Genomic DNA, 18511 nt, shown 5'->3' on the forward strand with positions numbered 1-18511 from the left:
GGAATTTCAGCGCGGCCGCCGCTGTCGTGGTGGTTGTGGAGATCGGTTCGAACCAGCGCCTTGTGTTTCGTCCCGGGCCTTTGGCTTCGGTGGGGATCCGAGGGGACAGGGCATGAGCGCCGCGCGTCGCGGTCGGCATGCCGTTTAACGACGGATCCGGCCGCGGTGGGCGGCAAGGCGCAACCGGTGGAATCGACGACCCCTCCGGGTCGGTGCTTCCACCACAGGCTTAAAGAGAGCCAGACGTGGATCGAGCGGAAAAACAACAGCTCGTCACGGCGCTTTCGGAAGTGTTCAAGACCACTTCCGTCGTCGTGGTCGCCCACTATTCCGGCCTCACCGTGGCTCAGCTGTCGCGCCTGCGCCGGCAGATGAAGCAGAACGGTGCGTCCGTGAAGGTGGCCAAGAACCGCCTCGCCAAGATCGCTCTGGAAGGCTCCGACGTCGCCCACGTGGCGCCCCTGCTGAAGGGGCCCACGCTGATCGCTTATTCGAGCGATCCGGTGGCGGCGCCGAAGGTTGCCGTCGAATTCGCCAAGGCCAACGACAAGTTCGTCATCCTTGGCGGTGCGATGGGCACCACGGCCCTGAACGTGGACGGTGTGAAGGCGCTTGCCACACTGCCGTCCCTGGACGAACTGCGCGGCAAGCTCGTCGGCCTCATCCAGGCCCCGGCGACCAAGCTGGCGCAGCTCACCACCGCGCCGGCGGGCAAGCTCGCGCGCGTGTTCGGGGCCTATGCCAAGCAGGACGAAGCGGCGTGAGGCCCGGGTCGCCTGAATCGGGCGGCCGGATCTCGCAAATCTCGAAATCGAACCTATCTCAAGGAAGACTACAATGGCTGACCTGACCAAGCTCGTCGACGAGCTCTCCGCCCTCACCGTGCTCGAGGCCGCCGAGCTGGCCAAGCTTCTCGAGGAGAAGTGGGGCGTTTCCGCCGCCGCCGCCGTGGCGGTTGCCGCCGCCCCGGCCGCTGCCGCCGCCGCGGTGGAAGAGCAGACCGAGTTCACCGTTGTCCTGGCTGCCGCCGGCGACAAGAAGATCGAGGTCATCAAGGAAGTGCGCGCCATCACCGGTCTCGGCCTCAAGGAAGCCAAGGACCTCGTGGAAGGCGCTCCGAAGCCCGTCAAGGAATCCGTTTCCAAGGACGAGGCCGAGAAGCTCAAGGCTCAGCTCGAGAAGGCTGGCGCCAAGGTCGAGCTCAAGTGAGCATGTGACGCCGGCACCGCGCGCCTTGGCGCGCGGTGCTGCCGTTCCCGCCGCTCCGGGCTGGTTCCCGGGGTGGCGAGGGCGATGTTGGGGCGAGGGTGGGGCGGTTCACCCGGCCGGCAGGAAGCGCGAGGCGCTGCCGCCGGCCGGGCGAGCCGTCATGGTGCTGAGATGGGCCTGTCGGGCCCGGATCTCGGCGTGACGGTGATGTGGTTCCGGTGCCGGCATGGCGAGCCCTCGGTCTTAGGGGAGCCGGCCCGAAAAGGGACCTGGACGGACGAGGATCGAGATGGCGCAAACGTTCACCGGTCGTAAGCGGATCCGCAAGTTCTTCGGGAAGATCAAGGAAGTGGCCGAGATGCCGAACCTCATCGAGGTTCAGAAGGCGTCCTACGACCAGTTTCTCCAGATCGAGGAACCGAAGGGCGGGCGCGCCGACGACGGCCTGCAGGCGGTGTTCAAGTCGGTGTTCCCCATCTCCGACTTCTCCGGCGCGGCCATGCTGGAGTTCGTGCGCTACGAATTCGAGCCGCCGAAGTACGACGTGGACGAGTGCCGCCAGCGCGGCATGACGTTTGCCGCCCCGCTCAAGGTGACGCTCCGCCTCATCGTGTTCGATGTGGACCCTGATACCGGCGCCAAGTCGGTGAAGGACATCAAGGAGCAGGACGTCTATACCGGCGACATTCCGCTGATGACCATGAACGGCACGTTCATCGTCAACGGAACCGAGCGCGTCATCGTCTCGCAGATGCACCGTTCGCCGGGCGTCTTCTTCGATCACGACAAGGGCAAGACCCATTCCAGCGGCAAGCTGCTGTTCGCCGCCCGCATCATCCCCTATCGCGGCTCCTGGCTCGACATCGAGTTCGACGCCAAGGACATTGTGTTCGCGCGTATTGACCGCCGCCGCAAGATCCCGGTGACGAGCCTTCTCTATGCGCTCGGCCTGGACGCCGAGGAGATTCTCGACACCTTCTACGAGAAGATCCTGTTCTCGCGCGACAAGGGCGGCTGGCGCATGCCGTTCGATCCCAAGCGCATGAAGGGCTACAAGGCGGTCTCCGACCTGGTGGATGCCGATACCGGCGAGGTGGTGCTGGAGGCCGGCAAGAAGCTGACCGTCCGCGCCGGTCGCCAGCTGGCGGAGAAGGGGCTGAAGGCCCTCAAGATCTCCAACGAGGAGATGATCGGCCAGTACGTAGCCGAAGATCTCGTGGACGCGCAGACCGGTGAGATTCACGCCGAGGCCGGCGACGAGCTGACCGAGAAGAGCCTCAAGCAGCTCGACGAGCTGGGCTATAATGAAATCCCGGTGCTCGACATCGACCATGTCAACACCGGTGCCTACATCCGCAACACGCTGGCGGCGGACAAGAACGTCGCCCGTGAGGACGCGCTGTTCGACATCTACCGCGTGATGCGTCCCGGCGAGCCGCCGACGCTCGATTCGGCGCAGGCGATGTTCCATTCCTTGTTCTTCGACGCCGAGCGCTACGACCTCTCCGCGGTCGGTCGCGTGAAGATGAACATGCGCCTCGACCTCGACTGCCCCGATACGGTGCGCGTGCTGCGCCGCGAGGACATCCTCTCGGTGATCCGCACCCTGGTGGAGCTGCGCGACGGCAAGGGTGAGATCGACGACATCGATCACCTGGGCAACCGTCGCGTGCGCTCGGTCGGCGAGCTCATGGAGAACCAGTATCGCGTCGGCCTGCTGCGCATGGAGCGCGCCATCAAGGAGCGCATGTCGTCGGTCGACATCGACACGGTGATGCCGCAGGACCTGATCAACGCCAAGCCGGTGGCGGCGGCGGTGCGCGAGTTCTTCGGTTCGTCGCAGCTCTCGCAGTTCATGGACCAGACCAACCCGCTGTCCGAGATCACCCACAAGCGCCGCCTTTCGGCGCTGGGTCCGGGCGGCCTGACCCGCGAGCGCGCCGGCTTCGAGGTGCGCGACGTGCACCCGACGCACTATGGCCGCATCTGCCCCATCGAGACGCCGGAAGGCCCGAACATCGGCCTCATCAACTCGCTCGCGACCTTCGCCCGGGTGAACAAGTACGGCTTCATCGAGGCGCCCTATCGCCGGGTGGTGGACAGCAAGGTCACCGACGAGGTGGTCTATCTCTCCGCCATGGAGGAGGGGAAGTATCACGTCGCCCAGGCGAACATTCCGCTCGATCCGGATGGCCGCTTCGTGGAGGATCTGATCATCTGCCGGCATGCCGGCGATGTGCTGATGGTCTCGCCGGACCGCGTTGACTTCATGGACGTGTCGCCGAAGCAGCTGGTCTCGGTGGCCGCGGCGCTGATCCCGTTCCTGGAGAACGACGACGCCAACCGCGCGCTCATGGGCTCCAACATGCAGCGTCAGGCGGTGCCGCTGGTGCGCTCCCAGGCGCCGCTGGTGGGCACCGGCATGGAAGCCGTGGTCGCCCGTGACTCTGGCGCGGCCATCGCCGCCCGTCGCACCGGCATCATCGACCAGGTGGACGCCACCCGTATCGTGATCCGCGCCACCGAGGAGCCCGACCCCTCGAAGTCCGGCGTGGACATCTACCGGCTGATGAAGTTCCAGCGCTCCAACCAGTCCACCTGCATCAACCAGCGTCCGCTGGTGCGCGTGGGCGACGCGGTGCGCAAGGGCGACATCATCGCCGACGGGCCGTCCACCGAGCTGGGCGACCTGGCGCTGGGGCGCAACGTGCTGGTCGCGTTCATGCCCTGGAACGGCTACAATTACGAAGACTCCATCCTGCTCTCGGAGAACATCGTCAAGGATGACGTGTTCACCTCGATTCATCTCGAGGAATTCGAGTGCATGGCCCGCGACACCAAGCTCGGGCCCGAGGAAATCACCCGCGACATTCCCAATGTCTCGGAAGAGGCACTGAAGAATCTCGACGAGGCGGGCATCGTCTATATCGGCGCCGAGGTCGGCGCCGGCGACATCCTCGTGGGCAAGATCACCCCCAAGGGCGAGAGCCCGATGACGCCGGAAGAGAAGCTGCTGCGCGCGATCTTCGGCGAAAAGGCGGCGGACGTCCGCGACACCTCCCTGCGGCTGCCGCCCGGCACCAAGGGCACCATTGTGGAAGTGCGCGTGTTCAACCGCCACGGCGTCGACAAGGACGAGCGCGCCTTGGCCATCGAGCGCGAGGAGATCGAGCGCCTGGCCAAGGACCGCGACGACGAGCAGGCGATCCTGGACCGCAACGTCTACGGCCGACTGACCGAGATCCTGGACGGCAAGACCGCCATCGCCGGCCCGAAGGGTTTCCGCAAGGAGACGCAGGTCACCCGCGAGATCCTGCAGGAGTATCCGCGCTCGCAGTGGTGGTTGTTCGCGGTGGCGGACGACGCCATCATGAGCGAGCTGGAGGCCATCCGCGCGCAGTATGACGAATCGAAGAAGCGGCTTGAGCAGCGCTTCCTCGACAAGGTGGAAAAGCTGCAGCGGGGCGACGAGCTGCCGCCCGGCGTGATGAAGATGGTCAAGGTCTTTGTCGCGGTGAAGCGCAAGATTCAGCCCGGCGACAAGATGGCCGGCCGGCACGGCAACAAGGGCGTCGTGTCGCGCATCGTGCCCATCGAGGACATGCCGTTCCTGGAGGACGGCACCAACGTGGACATCGTGCTGAACCCGCTCGGCGTGCCGTCGCGCATGAACGTGGGCCAGATCCTGGAGACCCATCTGGGCTGGGCCTGCGCCGGCCTCGGCCGGCAGGTGGCCGCGGCGGTGGACGCCTATTATGCGCAGCAGGACCTGGCACCCCTGCGCAATCGGTTGGAATCCATCTACGGCAAGGACGAGATCGACCAGATCCAGGATTCCGAGCTGCCGGAGCTGGGTGAGAACCTGCGCAAGGGCGTGCCCATGGCGACGCCGGTGTTCGACGGCGCCCACGAGGATGACATCGAGGCGCAGCTGGAGAAGGCGGGGCTCGACCCCTCCGGACAGTCCACGCTGTACGATGGCCGCACCGGCGAGCCGTTCGATCGTAAGGTCACGGTGGGCTACATCTACATGCTGAAGTTGCACCACCTCGTGGACGACAAGATCCACGCGCGGTCGATCGGTCCCTACTCGCTGGTGACCCAGCAGCCGCTGGGCGGCAAGGCCCAGTTCGGCGGCCAGCGCTTCGGCGAAATGGAGGTGTGGGCGCTCGAAGCCTACGGCGCCGCCTACACGCTGCAGGAGATGCTGACCGTGAAGTCGGACGACGTGGCGGGGCGCACCAAGGTGTACGAGGCCATCGTGCGCGGCGAGGACACGTTCGAAAGCGGCATTCCCGAGAGCTTCAACGTGCTCGTGAAGGAAATGCGCTCGCTCGGCCTCAATGTGGACCTCGAGAACAGCTAAGGGGCTCGCGACCCTTTCCGCTTCAGGCGGATTGCCGCTTCGGCCCGATGGCCGGAGCGGCGCGAAGAGATAGCCGCCCACCCCGTTTGGGAGCAGCATATGAACCAGGAAGTCCTGAACGTCTTCAATCCGACCGTTCCGGCCCCGAGCTTCAATCAGATCCGCATCTCGATCGCGAGCCCGGAGAAGATCAAGTCCTGGTCCTACGGCGAGATCAAGAAGCCGGAGACCATCAACTACCGCACGTTCAAGCCTGAGCGTGACGGCTTGTTCTGCGCGCGCATCTTCGGTCCGATCAAGGATTACGAGTGCTTGTGCGGCAAGTACAAGCGCATGAAGTACAAGGGCATCATCTGCGAGAAGTGCGGCGTGGAAGTCACGCTCTCGCGGGTGCGGCGCGAGCGCATGGGCCACATCGAGCTCGCGGCTCCCGTGGCGCACATCTGGTTCCTGAAGTCGCTGCCGAGCCGCATCGGCCTGCTGCTCGACATGACCCTGAAGGACCTGGAGCGCATCCTGTACTTCGAGTACTTCGTCGTGATCGAGCCCGGCACGACCAAGCTCAAGTATCGGCAGCTGCTCTCCGAGGAAGAGTATCTGCGCGCGCAGGACGAGTATGGCGAAAGCAACTTCAGCGCCATGATCGGCGCCGAGGCCATCCGCGAAATTCTGCGCGGCATGGACCTGGAGAAGATCGCCGCCGACCTGCGCGTGGAGATCGCCCAGGCCACCACTGAGCTGAAGCCGAAGAAGCTCGCCAAGCGGTTGAAGATCGTCGAAGCCTTCCAGCAGTCCGGCAACAAGCCGGAGTGGATGATCCTGACGCATGTGCCGGTCATTCCGCCGGACCTGCGTCCGCTGGTTCCCCTCGACGGCGGCCGTTTCGCCACCTCCGACCTGAACGATCTCTACCGTCGCGTCATCAACCGCAACAACCGCCTGAAGCGGCTGATCGAGCTGCGGGCGCCGGACATCATCATCCGCAACGAGAAGCGCATGCTTCAGGAAGCGGTGGATGCGCTGTTCGACAACGGGCGTCGCGGGCGCGTCATCACCGGCGCCAACAAGCGGCCGCTGAAGTCGCTTGCCGACATGCTGAAGGGCAAGCAGGGTCGGTTCCGCCAGAACCTGCTCGGCAAGCGCGTGGACTATTCCGGCCGCTCGGTGATCGTGGTGGGCCCGGAGCTGAAGCTGCACCAGTGCGGCTTGCCCAAGAAGATGGCGCTCGAGCTATTCAAGCCGTTCATCTATTCGCGTCTGGATGCGAAGGGCCATTCGGCAACCGTCAAGCAGGCGAAGAAGCTGGTGGAGAAGGAGCGTCCCGAGGTTTGGGACATCCTGGACGAGGTCATCCGCGAGCATCCGGTGATGCTGAACCGCGCGCCGACGCTGCATCGCCTGGGCATCCAGGCGTTTGAGCCGGTGCTGATCGAAGGCAAGGCGATCCAGCTGCATCCGCTGGTCTGTTCGGCGTTCAACGCCGACTTCGACGGCGACCAGATGGCCGTGCACGTTCCGCTTTCGCTGGAAGCCCAGCTGGAAGCGCGCGTGCTGATGATGTCCACCAACAACATCCTGCATCCGGCGAACGGCCAGCCAATCATCGTGCCGTCGCAGGACATCGTGCTGGGGCTCTACTACCTCTCGCTGATGCGCGAGAACGAGCCCGGCGAAGGCATGATGTTCGCGAATATGAGCGAGATCGACCATGCGCTGAACGCCAAGGCGATCACGCTGCACACCAAGATCCGCGGCCGCTACATCGGTCTCGATGCCGAGGGCAAGGAATATTCGAAGATCTACGAGACCACGCCCGGTCGGATGAAGATCGGCGAGCTGCTGCCCCGCGATCCCAAGCTCTCCTACGACGTCGTCAACAAGCTGATGACGAAGAAGGAGATCTCCAACATGATCGACTCCGTCTACCGCCACTGCGGTCAGAAGGAGAGCGTGATCTTCTGCGACCGCATCATGTCGCTGGGCTTCTACAATGCCTTCCGCGCCGGAATTTCGTTCGGCAAGGACGACATGGTGGTGCCGAAGAAGAAGTGGGCGTTGGTGGAAGACGCGCGCGTGCTCACCAAGGAGTACGAGCAGCAGTATAACGACGGTCTCATCACCCAGGGCGAGAAGTACAACAAGGTGGTCGATGCCTGGGGCAAGGCTACCGACCGCATCGCCGAGGAGATGATGAAGGAAATCTCCGCGGTGAGGAAGGATCCGGAGACCGGCCGCGACAAGCAGATCAACTCGATCTACATGATGAGCCATTCCGGCGCCCGTGGCTCGCCCACCCAGATGCGCCAGCTGGCCGCCATGCGTGGCCTGATGGCCAAGCCTTCCGGCGAGATCATCGAGACCCCGATCATCTCGAACTTCAAGGAAGGCCTGACCGTGATGGAGTACTTCAACTCCACCCACGGCGCGCGTAAGGGCCTGGCCGATACCGCCTTGAAGACCGCCAACTCGGGCTACCTCACCCGCCGTCTGGTCGACGTGGCGCAGGATTCCATCATCACCGAGCGCGATTGCGGCTCGGAGAAGGGAATCCACATGCGCGCCATCCTCGATGCGGGCCAGGTGGTGGCCTCGCTGGCCTCGCGCGTGCTCGGCCGCACCGCGGCTGAGGACCTGATCGAGCCGGCGACCGGCACCGTCATCGTGGCCAAGGGCACGATGATCGAAGAGCCGGACATCGAGCGGATCAACAAGTCGGGCATCCAGGAGATCAAGATCCGCTCGGTGCTCACCTGCGAGACCCGCAACGGCGTGTGCGGCACCTGCTATGGGCGCGATCTGGCCCGCGGCACGCCGGTGAACATGGGCGAGGCGGTGGGTGTCATCGCCGCCCAGTCCATCGGCGAGCCGGGCACCCAGCTCACCATGCGCACGTTCCACATCGGCGGCGCGGCGACGCTGGCGGACTCCTCGTTCGTGGAGTCCAATTTCGAGGGCTCGGTCAAGGTCCGCAACCGCAACGTGGCGCGGAACTCCGACGGCGATCTCGTCGTCATGGGCCGCAACCTCGCGGTGGTGATCGTCGATCACGACGGCACCGAGCGCGCGGTGAACCGTATCCAGTACGGCGCCCGCCTGAAGGTGGACGAAGGCGACACCATCAAGCGCGGCCAGCGCATCGCGGAGTGGGACCCCTACACCCGCCCGATCCTCACCGAGGTGGACGGCATCGTCGCCTTCGAGGATTTGGTGGAAGGCGGCTCCATGAACGAGACGGTCGACGAATCGACCGGCATCGCCAAGCGCGTGGTCACCGACAGCCGCAGCGGCCGCGGCCCGGAACTGCGCCCGGCCATCCTCATCAAGGGGGCGGACGGCAAGGTGCTGAAGGTGGCGCGCGGCGGCGACGCCCGCTATGCGCTGCCGGTGGAGGCCATCATCTCGGTGGACCCGAACCAGAAGATCAAGGCCGGCGACGCGGTGGCCCGCGTGCCGATGGAAAGCGCCAAGACCCGCGACATCACGGGCGGCCTGCCGCGCGTCGCGGAGCTGTTCGAGGCGCGCCGTCCGAAGGATGCGGCGATCATCGCCGAGATCTCGGGCACCATCCGCTTCGGCCGCGACTACAAGAACAAGCGCCGGCTCTCCATCGAGCCGGTGGACGGAGATCCGGTGGAATACCTGATCCCCAAGGGCAAGCACATCCATCTCCAGGACGGCGACGTGGTGGAGAAGGGCGACTTCATCGTGGACGGCAATCCCGCGCCGCACGACATCCTGGCGATCAAGGGCGTGGAGGAACTCGCTGCGTTCCTCGTCAACGAGATCCAGGAGGTCTACCGGCTCCAGGGCGTGAACATCAATGACAAGCACATTGAGGTGATCGTCCGGAACATGCTGCAGAAGCTTGAAATCGACGATTCCGGGGAAACCGAATTCCTGGACGGCGAGCAGGTGGACCGCATCGAGTTCATCGAGGCCAATGAAAAGGCCATCGAGGAAGGGCGCAAGCCGGCCACCGGCCATCCGGTGCTGCTGGGCATCACCAAGGCGAGCCTGCAGACGCGGTCGTTCTTCTCGGCGGCTTCGTTCCAGGAAACCACCCGGGTGCTCACCGAGGCGGCGGTCAACGGCAAGATCGATCCGCTGGAAGGCCTGAAGGAAAACGTGATCGTCGGCCGCCTCATTCCGGCGGGCACCGGTGCGCGGATGAACAAGCTGCGGGCAGTGGCGAACTCCCGCGATGATCTCATCGTTGCCACCCGCGACGAGCAGACCGAGGCGCCGGCGGTGTTGGTGGAGGTGCCGGCCGAGCCGGTGGCGCCGCCGCCGGCCGAGTGAGCCTTCGGCACGCGATTCAAGAGTGAGACAGGGCCGCCCTTGGGCGGCCCTTTTTCGTTTGGGCGCGCGGCGGCCGAGACCGCAGGGCTGGGCGCCGTTGGCGTGGCGCTGGATCTTCTCTGCAGCTCTGCCCAAGGGGTGCGTCAGGGCACGTCTCGGAAGGAGCGCAGGTTCGGCAGCTTCCACGATGGCACCCGCGCGGGCGCGCCCGGGACGGCGCATCGGGGCCCGGCTCTCCGAGATGGCGGCCGCTTCCGGCCGTCGCTCCCGTTCCATCTCAGCGGGGCGCCGCCGCCGGTTGCGGTGAAAGGGCAGGCTACGGTGTAGGCCGCGGGGGCGGGCAGCCGGAGAGAAGCGAACGCCGCGGACATGGGGGATTAAACATCCTCGCCCATACTCGCGCAGATGATTCGCTCCTGGGGTTCCGCCATGTCCGATGGGTCCAGTCGCAGGCCGCTGTTGCTCGCCCGGCGCGGTGTCCTCCAGCTCGGCATCGCCGCCGTCTGCGGCCTCGGGTTCGACGCGCTCATCCCGGCGCTGGCGGGACCGGACCCGGACATCGCCGCGATCGCGGCGCTGAAGCCGGGGGCGTTCGTCTGGTATCCGGATCGCGCGCCCGACGGTTTTGTGGCCGTCGTGGTGAACCTGTCGGATCAGCGCGCCTATGTGTACCGCAACGGCGTGCGCATCGGCGTGTCGTCGGTGTCATCGGGTCGCCAGGGTCACGATACGCCGACCGGCGTGTTCACCATTCTGGGCAAGGACGTGGACCACCACTCCTCCCTCTATGACGATGCCTCCATGCCCTACACCGAGCGCCTGACCTGGTCGGGCGTGGCGCTGCACGCGGGCGGGCTGCCGGGCTATCCCTCGTCCCATGGCTGCGTCCATCTTCCGCTGGCATTCGCCAAGCTGCTGTTCGGCATCACGCATGTGGGAACGCCGGTGATCATCGCCGACACCCACACCGCGCCGCAGGAGGTTTTGTCTCCCGGGCTGGTGATGCCGGAGGCGCTGGGACAGCAATTGGCGGTGGACGCCACCGGAGCCGGGGCGCCGGCGGCCGATGCCGAGGCGGTGTCCATGGTGGCGAGCGCCGCCGACCGCTCATTGACCGTGCTTCAAGGGGCGCAGATCGTGCTGCAGGGACCGATTGCGGTGAAGGACCCCGCCACCCCGCTCGGGAACGTGGTCTATGTGCTGACCCCGCGTGACGGCGTTCCGCGCTGGAGCGCCATATCCTGCGAGGGCGGAGGGGCCACGGCCGGCGCGCCGCAGCAGGCGCTGGCCCGCATCACCGTCGATCCGGCCATCAATGGCCGGGTGGCGGCCCTGGTGAAGCCCGGAGCCACCTTGTTCGTCACCGACCTGCCGGCCCATCCGGGCACGCGCAGCGGCGACGGCTTCGTCATCCTGACCCACAAGGCGGTGAGCTGATGGCGGCCGGACCACGGAGCTGCCAGCGCGCGGCGCCGGCGCTCGGCTTCGCGCTGGCGGTCGTGGCGGCGCTGCCGGGCGCGGCTGGCCCCGCCACCGCCCAGCCGGCGACTCCGGCCAAGGAGCTGTTCGGCCGGGTCCGCGCCCCGGCCGACAACTTTCTGCCCGAGGCCATCGGCTTCTATTCCAAGGGCTGCCTGGCGGGGGGCGCGGCGCTGCCGGTGACGGGACCCGAAGCGAATGGCCCGCTGTGGCAGGTCATGCGGTTGTCGCGCAATCGCAATTTCGGCCATCCGGAGCTGGTGGCTTTCCTGGAACGGTTCGCGCGCAAGGTGCCGCAGGTGTCGTCCTGGCGGGGCATCCTGGTCGGCGACATGTCGCAGCCGCGGGGCGGCCCCATGCTCACCGGCCATGCGTCCCACCAGGTCGGGCTCGATGCGGACATCTGGCTCACCCCCAGTCCCGGCCGGGCGCTGAGCCGGGAGGAGCGCGAGAACCTCTCCGCCACCATGATGGTGCGCAAGGACCGGCGCGATATCGACCCCGCCGCATGGCGGCCGGATCACTGGCGGGTGATCCGCGTCGCCGCCACCGATCCGCAGGTGGAGCGGCTGTTCGTCAACGCCGCCATCAAGAAGGCGCTGTGCCGCGACGCCACGGGCGATCGCGCCTGGCTCGGGAAGGTGCGGCCCTATTGGGGCCACGACTACCACATGCATGTGCGGCTCGGTTGCCCGCAGGGCAGCGCCGAATGCAAGGGGCAGGAGGCGCCGCCCTCGGGGGAAGGCTGCGGCGCCGAGCTCGACTGGTGGTTTTCCGACGAGGTGCTGCATCCCAAGCCCGACAAGGAGCCGTCCAAGCCGAAGCCGCCCATGACCCTGGCCGATCTGCCCCCCGCCTGCACCACCGTGCTCGGCGGCAAATAAGCGACGCGGAGGACCACCCATGACGGATCTCTCAGACCTCTTTCCGGGTTTTGCCTCTCACTACGTGGATACCAAGGCGGGGCGCATCTTTCTGCGCCAGGGCGGGGAGGGGCCGCCGCTGCTGCTGCTGCACGGTTTTCCCCAGAGCCACGTGATGTGGCACCTGGTGGCTTCGAAGCTGGCCGAGCGCTTCACCGTGATCGCCCCCGACCTGCCGGGCTATGGCTGGAGCGCGGCGCCAGAGCCGGGCGACGATCTCCTCCCCTACACCAAGCGGGCCATGGCCGCCGCCATGGTGGAGGTGATGGAGCACCTGGGGTTCGCCCATTTCAACCTCATGGGGCATGATCGCGGGGCACGGGTGGGCTACCGGCTCGGCCTCGACAATCCCGGCCGGCTCGACCGGCTGGTGCTGCTCGACATCGCCCCCACCTATGTGATGTGGCACAAGATGGACCGGGCGCGGGCGCTGCAGGTCTATCACTGGGCGTTCCTGGCGCAGCCGCATCCGCTGCCGGAGAAGCTCATCGCCGGCCATCCGGCCTTCTATCTCGACTGGACCCTGGCGAGCTGGACCGGCGCCAAGGATCTCGGCGTCTTCGACGCGCGGGCGCTGGCCTATTATCGCGCCGCGCTGTCGTCGCCGGATCGCATCCACGCTATGTGCTCGGACTATCGCGCCGGCGCCACCTTCGACCTCGCCCACGACGAGGTGGACCTTGCCGCCGGGCGCACCCTGTCGTGCCCCACCTTCCTGGTGTGGGGGGAAAGCGGCATTCCCAGCCGTGGCGTCAGCCCGCTGGATGCGTGGCGTGCGTTCGCGCCGCAGATCACCGGAACCGCGGTGCCGGGCGGCCATTTCGTGTGCGAGGAGGCGCCGCGCCCCACCCTCGACGCGGTGCTACCGTTCCTGCGGGGCGCGGCCTGACCCTCCGGATGCGCCGGGCGTGGGATTGCTCGCGGTCAATGCGCCCGGCGCGCGCCTTGCGATGATAGGGTGCGGGGCGGAAAGCTCCGGCGACCTGTCATCTCCACCCCTTGAAACCATCCCCGCCTGCTGCAGGCGCTCCCAGGGTAAGGACCTGAACCCCATGGCCATCGGCGATGCGTTGAATGTTCGTGCGCGTGCTCCCCTGCGCCTCGGGCTGGCCGGCGGCGGCACCGACCTGTCGCCCTATTGCGACGAGTTCGGCGGCAATGTGCTGAACGCCACCATCGACCGCTTCGCCTATGCCCACATCCGCACCAACCGCATCGGCGCCCTGGTGCTGCGCGCCCGCGACGTGGATACCGAGGAGGTGCTGGAACCGAGCGTGGACCATTCGGTTCACGAGGGACTGGTGCTGCATCGCGCCGTGTATGCCCACATGATGAAGACCTATTGCGACGGCGTGGCGCTGCCGCTCACCATCTCCACCACCATCGACGTGCCGGCGGGCTCGGGTCTGGGCGCGTCATCGGCACTGGTGGTGGCCCTCATCGAGGCCTTCCGCTCGGCGCTGCACCTGCCGCTGGGCCCGTATGAGGTGGCGCGCCTGGCGTTCGAGATCGAGCGCGTGCATATCGGCCTCGCCGGCGGGCGGCAGGACCAGTATTCGGCGGCCTTCGGCGGGCTCAACTTCATCGAGTTCCTGCCCGGCGAGCGGGCCATCGTCAATCCGCTGCGCATGCGCCGGGAGTATCTGAACGAGTTCGAGTCCTCCCTGGTCATCTGCTTCTCGGGGCAGTCGCGCCAGTCGGAGAACATCATCAAGCAGCAGGTGGCGGGGCTGAAGCAGCTCGACGGCAAGACCCTCGAGAACATGCATAAGCTGAAGCAGGACGCCATCGACATGAAACTGGCGCTGCTGCGCGGCGATATCCGCGGCACGGCGGAGATTCTCGGGCGCTCCTGGGCGGCCAAGAAGGCGACCGCCGCCGGGGTCGCCACCGAGGCCGTGGACCGGCTGTTCAACGAGGCCATGGCGGCGGATGCCTGGGCCGGCAAGGTATCGGGGGCGGGCGGCGGCGGCTTCCTGATGTTCCTCACCGATCCGGAAAACGTGTATCGCCTGAAGCGGGTGCTGAACGCGGCGGGCGGCCAGGCCAGCGCGGTGAAGCTCACCTTCGACGGCGCCGAGGGCTGGCCGATCTGCACCTGAGCGGGCGGGACCTTCAGGACGGTGAACGGAAGGCGGGGCGCGGTGCGCGCCCGATGCGGATCACGGGGGGACGGGCTGGTGGTGAACCAATGTGTGATTCTGCTCGGCGGGCTCGGCACGCGCCTCGGCGCGCTCACCGCCGACACGCCAAAGCCGCTGCTGCCGGTGGGTGACATTCCGTTCGTGGAGGTGCTCATCGCCGAGGCGCGGCGGCGCGGCTTCACCAAGGTGCTGCTGCTGGCGGGCCACCGCGCGGAGGTGGTGACCGACTATATCGACCGGACCGACGTGCGCGGCCGCTTCGGCGTCACCGTGGATATTGCCATCGAGCCGACCCCGCTTGGCACCGGCGGCGCCCTGGTGAACGCGCTGCCGCTGCTGGACGACACCTTCCTGCTGCTCAACGGCGACACCTGGTTCGACTTCAACTGGCTGGATCTGGTGGCCCAGACCCTGGCCAACGCATCCGACGTGGGCATGTCGCTGCGCCTGGTGGAGAAGCCGGACCGCTATGAGACCATCGTCCTGGAGGGCGCGCGCATCGCTGCGTTCCGCCCGCGCGGGGCGGGGCTCGACCGGGCGCTGATCAATGGCGGCGTCTATGTGATGCGTCGCCGGGCGGTGGAGACGCTGGCCTGTCCATCCTCGGTGGAAAGCGACCTGCTGCCGCGTCTGGTGGCGGAGGGCAAGGCGACCGGGGTGGCCTACGAGGGCTTCTTCATCGACATCGGCATTCCCGAGACCTATGCGGACGCCCAGGTGTCGGTGCCGGCGCGGCGGCGGCGGCCGGCGGTGTTCTTCGATCGCGATGGCGTGCTCAATGTGGATACGGGCTATCCCCACGACCCGGCCGACATCACCTGGGTGCCGGGCGCGAAGGCGGCGGTGAAGCGCTTCAACGACTTGGGCTTCTACACCTTCGTCGTGACCAACCAGGCCGGCGTGGCGCGCGGCTATTACGGCGAGGAGGCGGTGCGCGGGCTGCACGCCTGGATGGAGGAGGAGTTGCGCGCCGTTGGCGGCTCCATCGACGACTGGCGCTATTGCCCGTTCCATCCCGAAGGCACGGTGGCGCGCTACACCGGCGCCCACCCCTGGCGCAAGCCGGCGCCGGGCATGCTGCTCGACCTGCTCGACCATTGGCCGGTGGACGTGAAAGCAAGCCTGCTCATCGGCGACAAGGCGTCCGACCTTCAAGCCGCCACCGGCGCCGGTGTCGCCGGGCACCTGTTCACCGGCGGCGACCTTCTCACCTTCGTCGAGGGACTGCACCCCGCGGCGTCCCGTCCCGCCGGCCAGCCCTGAGGCGACCCGCCATGCCCGCCGCTCCCGCTTCGCCCGCCGTCGCCAGCCTCCAGGACGTGGCGGCCGACGCCCGGCACTGGCTGCTCGAGGTCGCCGCTCCCCTGTGGTCCACGGTGGGGCGCTCGCCGAAGGGCCTGTTCGCCGAACGCCTGACCCGCGCCGGCGCCGCCGACGATGCGCCGCGCCGCCTGTTCGTGCAGGCGCGCCACACCTATTCGTTCTGCGAGATGGGGCGGCTGGGCTGGGCCGGGCCGTGGCGGGAACTGGCCGGCGCCACGGTGGATTATCTGCTCGCCCACGGGCGGCGGGCGGATGGCCTGTTCATCCATTCCTTCACCACCGATGGTGCCGTGCTCGACGCCCGCGCCGACCTGTACGATCAGGCCTTCATGCTGTTCTGCCTGGGCCATGCCGCCGCGGCGCTGGAGCGGCCGGAACTGCTGGCGGTGGCGGCCGATCACATCAAGGTGCTGGAGGCCGATCACCTCCACCCGGCCGGAGGGTTCGTGGAAAAGGATGTTCCACGCCCATTCCGCCACCAGAACCCGCACATGCATTTCTTCGAGGCGTTTTCCGCGCTCTACGCCTTGAGCGGCCAGCCGCAGTGGAAGGCGCGGGCGGAGACCATGGCCGGCCTGTGCCGCGACCATTTCATCGACGGCGCCAGCGGTGCCCTCACCGAATATTTCACCGAGGATCTACAGCCCGCGCCCGGGCGCGACGGCATCATCGTCGAGCCGGGCCATTGCTTCGAATGGGCCTGGCTGTTCGAAGGGCTGGTGCCGTGGGGCTGGCCGGGGGCGGAGGTCTCGGACCGGCTGACGGCGTTCGGGCGCGCCCATGGCATCGATCCGGTGCGCGGGGTGGCCATCAACGAGGTGACCACCGCCGGGGCCGTGGTGAAGGCCACCGCCCGCCTGTGGCCGCAGACCGAGCGGCTGAAGGTGGCGCTCGCCCGCCTGCGCCGCCTGGGCACGCGTGAGGAGGCCGACGAGGCGCGCCGGGCCTATGCCGGCCTCAAGCTCTACCTGGACATGCCGGTTCCCGGCACCTGGCAGGATGTGTCCAATCCCGACGGCTCCTGGGTGGACATGCCCGCGCCGGGCTCCTCGCTCTATCACATCACCTGCGCGCTGGCGGAGCTGCTGGACACGGTGGAGGGGCGCCGCTGAGGCGGACGGCGCGCCGGGTCCTGGTCGCATCTCGGCCCGGTTTTGCCGGCGGCGTTGGGCTGCCGCATGAAAATGGCCGGGACGTGCCCGGCCATTTTCATATCCGCTCCGCCGTGCCCTCAGAACACCGAGGGGCCGGCCATGCCCTTGGTGATGGTGAGCACCATGATGCGGATGTCGAGCCAGATCGACCAGTTCTCGATGTAATAGAGATCGAGGGCGAGCCGCCGTTCCGCCTTCTCCACCGACTGGATGGGCCCGCGCGAGCCGTTGATCTGCGCCCAGCCGGTGATGCCGGGCTTGACCCGGTAGCGCGACACGTAGTGCTGGATGGCCTCGTACACCACGTTCGGCGACACCAGCATGTTGGGCACGTGTGGGCGCGGCCCGACGATGGACATGTCGCCCTTCAGCACGTTGAGCAGCTGCGGCAGCTCGTCGATGGAGCTGGAGCGCAGGAAGCGGCCGATGCGGGTGATGCGCGGGCTGTCGCGGCGGGTGCCGGCGGAACCGTCGTCATTGGGGTCCACGGTCATGGTGCGCAGCTTGAAGACCTGGAACACCTTGTTGTTGCGCCCCACGCGCGGCTGGGTGAACAGCACCGGACCGGGGGATTCCAGCTTGATGGCGATGGCCGCCGCCAGCAGGATCGGCGAGGTGACAATGAGGCCGAGGGTGGCGACCACGTAGTCCTCCACCGCCTTCAGCAGGCCCAGCGAGCCCTTGAACGGCTGCTGCTGCACCTGGAGCGCCGGCTCGCCGGCAAGCATGGTGAGGTGGGCATAGTTGAGCGAGAAGGAATGGGGGTCCAGCTCCACCACCACGTCCGTGGCGATCTGGTGCAGCTCGCCCACCAGGGCGCTGATGGCGGCCGGGTCGGACCAGGACTTGGTGATCACGACCATGTCCACCGGGGCGTTGCGCGCATAGTCCAGAAGCTCGCGGACGCCGCCGCGCTCATGCGGGTAGGACTTGCCGGTGACGGGCGAGATGCCGCTGTCGGGGGCCTCCGGATCGTCGCTGAAGATGCCGACGAAGGACAGCAGGCCGCCCTGGGCCTCCTGCTCGTTGTAGCGGTCCACCAGCTCGCGGGCGCGGACACGCTCGCCGAGCACCGCCACGTTCCGACGCAGGACCGCATGCCGCTTCACCAGGATCATGCCGAGGCGCACCAGCACCAGACGGCCGAACGCCAGGGCGACGATGGTCGTGACGCTCCAGCCCACCAGGGCCCGCAGGCTGGTTCCCTCGGTGGGAATGAGGGCGTAATAGCATACCACGACCACCGCCGCGGCGGGAATGCCGCCGACGATGATGTGGCCGATCTGCCGTCGCACGAGCGAGTAATGTTCAACGCGATAGGCCCGGCCAAACTGAAGAATTTGCACGAAGCTGAAGATGCCGATGATCCAGAGAATTGAAATCTGGCTCCAGGACAGGAAATTCCAATGCAAATGCGCCACGATTGCCGCCAGCAGCGTCATGGCGATGTCGCAGACGATGACGAGGCGATTGATAAGGCCGTGGGTCCAACGAGTCATGGTGCCGCATTCCCGCAAGCCCAACCTATGATGCGATCGAGGCTTATCCTGAACTTCTCCTTAATCGCGGCTGGACCGTCAAGGGTAGCCAGCCACTGATTTTAAGCTTTGATTA

General features: G+C 67.0%; 11 protein-coding genes. 10 read left to right on the forward strand and 1 reads right to left on the reverse strand.

The window, feature by feature from the left end; all coding sequences use genetic code 11:
• Positions 1 to 245: 245 nt before the first annotated feature.
• From rplJ to V5F53_RS01160, 10 genes are all read left to right on the forward strand, one after another.
• Entirely contained in the window at positions 246 to 764 is a 519-nt protein-coding gene (gene rplJ / locus V5F53_RS01115; protein ID WP_393998074.1) for a 50S ribosomal protein L10, read from the forward strand.
• Positions 765 to 837: 73 nt separating this feature from the next.
• On the forward strand, positions 838 to 1209 hold the full coding sequence (gene rplL / locus V5F53_RS01120) for a 50S ribosomal protein L7/L12 (RefSeq protein ID WP_393998073.1): 372 nt from the start codon (positions 838 to 840) through the stop codon (positions 1207 to 1209).
• Between the two features lie 289 nt (positions 1210 to 1498).
• A complete protein-coding gene (gene rpoB, locus V5F53_RS01125) occupies positions 1499 to 5575 on the forward strand; it encodes a DNA-directed RNA polymerase subunit beta (RefSeq protein ID WP_393998072.1) in 4077 nt (1358 codons plus the stop codon).
• 99 nt (positions 5576 to 5674) lie between these two features.
• The gene (rpoC, locus tag V5F53_RS01130) at positions 5675 to 9874 is read left to right on the forward strand and encodes a DNA-directed RNA polymerase subunit beta' (RefSeq protein WP_393998071.1); all 4200 of its coding nucleotides are present in this window, start codon (positions 5675 to 5677) and stop codon (positions 9872 to 9874) included.
• Positions 9875 to 10303: 429 nt separating this feature from the next.
• On the forward strand, positions 10304 to 11311 hold the full coding sequence (locus tag V5F53_RS01135; protein ID WP_393998070.1) for a L,D-transpeptidase: 1008 nt from the start codon (positions 10304 to 10306) through the stop codon (positions 11309 to 11311).
• Positions 11311 to 12237, forward strand: a complete 927-nt coding sequence (gene mepA / locus V5F53_RS01140; RefSeq protein WP_393998069.1) for a penicillin-insensitive murein endopeptidase — start codon at positions 11311 to 11313, stop codon at positions 12235 to 12237. The genes V5F53_RS01135 and mepA overlap by 1 nt, the downstream gene beginning before the upstream one ends.
• Positions 12238 to 12256: 19 nt before the next feature.
• Positions 12257 to 13165: an alpha/beta fold hydrolase gene (locus V5F53_RS01145; RefSeq protein ID WP_393998068.1), complete on the forward strand. Its 909-nt coding sequence runs from the start codon at positions 12257 to 12259 to the stop codon at positions 13163 to 13165.
• 163 nt (positions 13166 to 13328) lie between these two features.
• Entirely contained in the window at positions 13329 to 14378 is a 1050-nt protein-coding gene (locus V5F53_RS01150; protein ID WP_393998067.1) for a GHMP family kinase ATP-binding protein, read from the forward strand.
• 78 nt (positions 14379 to 14456) lie between these two features.
• Complete coding sequence (locus V5F53_RS01155) at positions 14457 to 15683, forward strand: HAD-IIIA family hydrolase (protein WP_393998066.1); 1227 nt, start codon at positions 14457 to 14459, stop codon at positions 15681 to 15683.
• 11 nt (positions 15684 to 15694) lie between these two features.
• Positions 15695 to 16855 (forward strand): AGE family epimerase/isomerase, encoded by a 1161-nt coding sequence (locus V5F53_RS01160; protein WP_393998065.1) that lies wholly within the window; start codon positions 15695 to 15697, stop codon positions 16853 to 16855.
• 119 nt (positions 16856 to 16974) lie between these two features.
• On the opposite strand, the gene V5F53_RS01165 is transcribed toward V5F53_RS01160, so the two are convergent.
• Entirely contained in the window at positions 16975 to 18396 is a 1422-nt protein-coding gene (locus tag V5F53_RS01165; protein ID WP_393998064.1) for an exopolysaccharide biosynthesis polyprenyl glycosylphosphotransferase, read from the reverse strand.
• Positions 18397 to 18511 lie beyond the last annotated feature (115 nt).

Source organism: Xanthobacter cornucopiae, assembly GCF_043195065.2.
GTDB lineage: Bacteria > Pseudomonadota > Alphaproteobacteria > Rhizobiales > Xanthobacteraceae > Xanthobacter.

Excerpts from the sequence above, each read along its gene's own strand:
- rplL (WP_393998073.1), top strand. The coding sequence starts at position 838 with ATGGCTGACCTGACCAAGCTCGTCGACGAGCTCTCCGCCCTCACCGTG.
- rpoB (WP_393998072.1), top strand. The coding sequence starts at position 1,499 with ATGGCGCAAACGTTCACCGGTCGTAAGCGGATCCGCAAGTTCTTCGGG.
- rpoC (WP_393998071.1), top strand. The coding sequence starts at position 5,675 with ATGAACCAGGAAGTCCTGAACGTCTTCAATCCGACCGTTCCGGCCCCG.
- V5F53_RS01135 (WP_393998070.1), top strand. The coding sequence starts at position 10,304 with ATGTCCGATGGGTCCAGTCGCAGGCCGCTGTTGCTCGCCCGGCGCGGT.
- mepA (WP_393998069.1), top strand. The coding sequence starts at position 11,311 with ATGGCGGCCGGACCACGGAGCTGCCAGCGCGCGGCGCCGGCGCTCGGC.
- V5F53_RS01145 (WP_393998068.1), top strand. The coding sequence starts at position 12,257 with ATGACGGATCTCTCAGACCTCTTTCCGGGTTTTGCCTCTCACTACGTG.
- V5F53_RS01150 (WP_393998067.1), top strand. The coding sequence starts at position 13,329 with ATGGCCATCGGCGATGCGTTGAATGTTCGTGCGCGTGCTCCCCTGCGC.
- V5F53_RS01160 (WP_393998065.1), top strand. The coding sequence starts at position 15,695 with ATGCCCGCCGCTCCCGCTTCGCCCGCCGTCGCCAGCCTCCAGGACGTG.
- V5F53_RS01165 (WP_393998064.1), bottom strand. The coding sequence starts at position 18,396 with ATGACTCGTTGGACCCACGGCCTTATCAATCGCCTCGTCATCGTCTGC.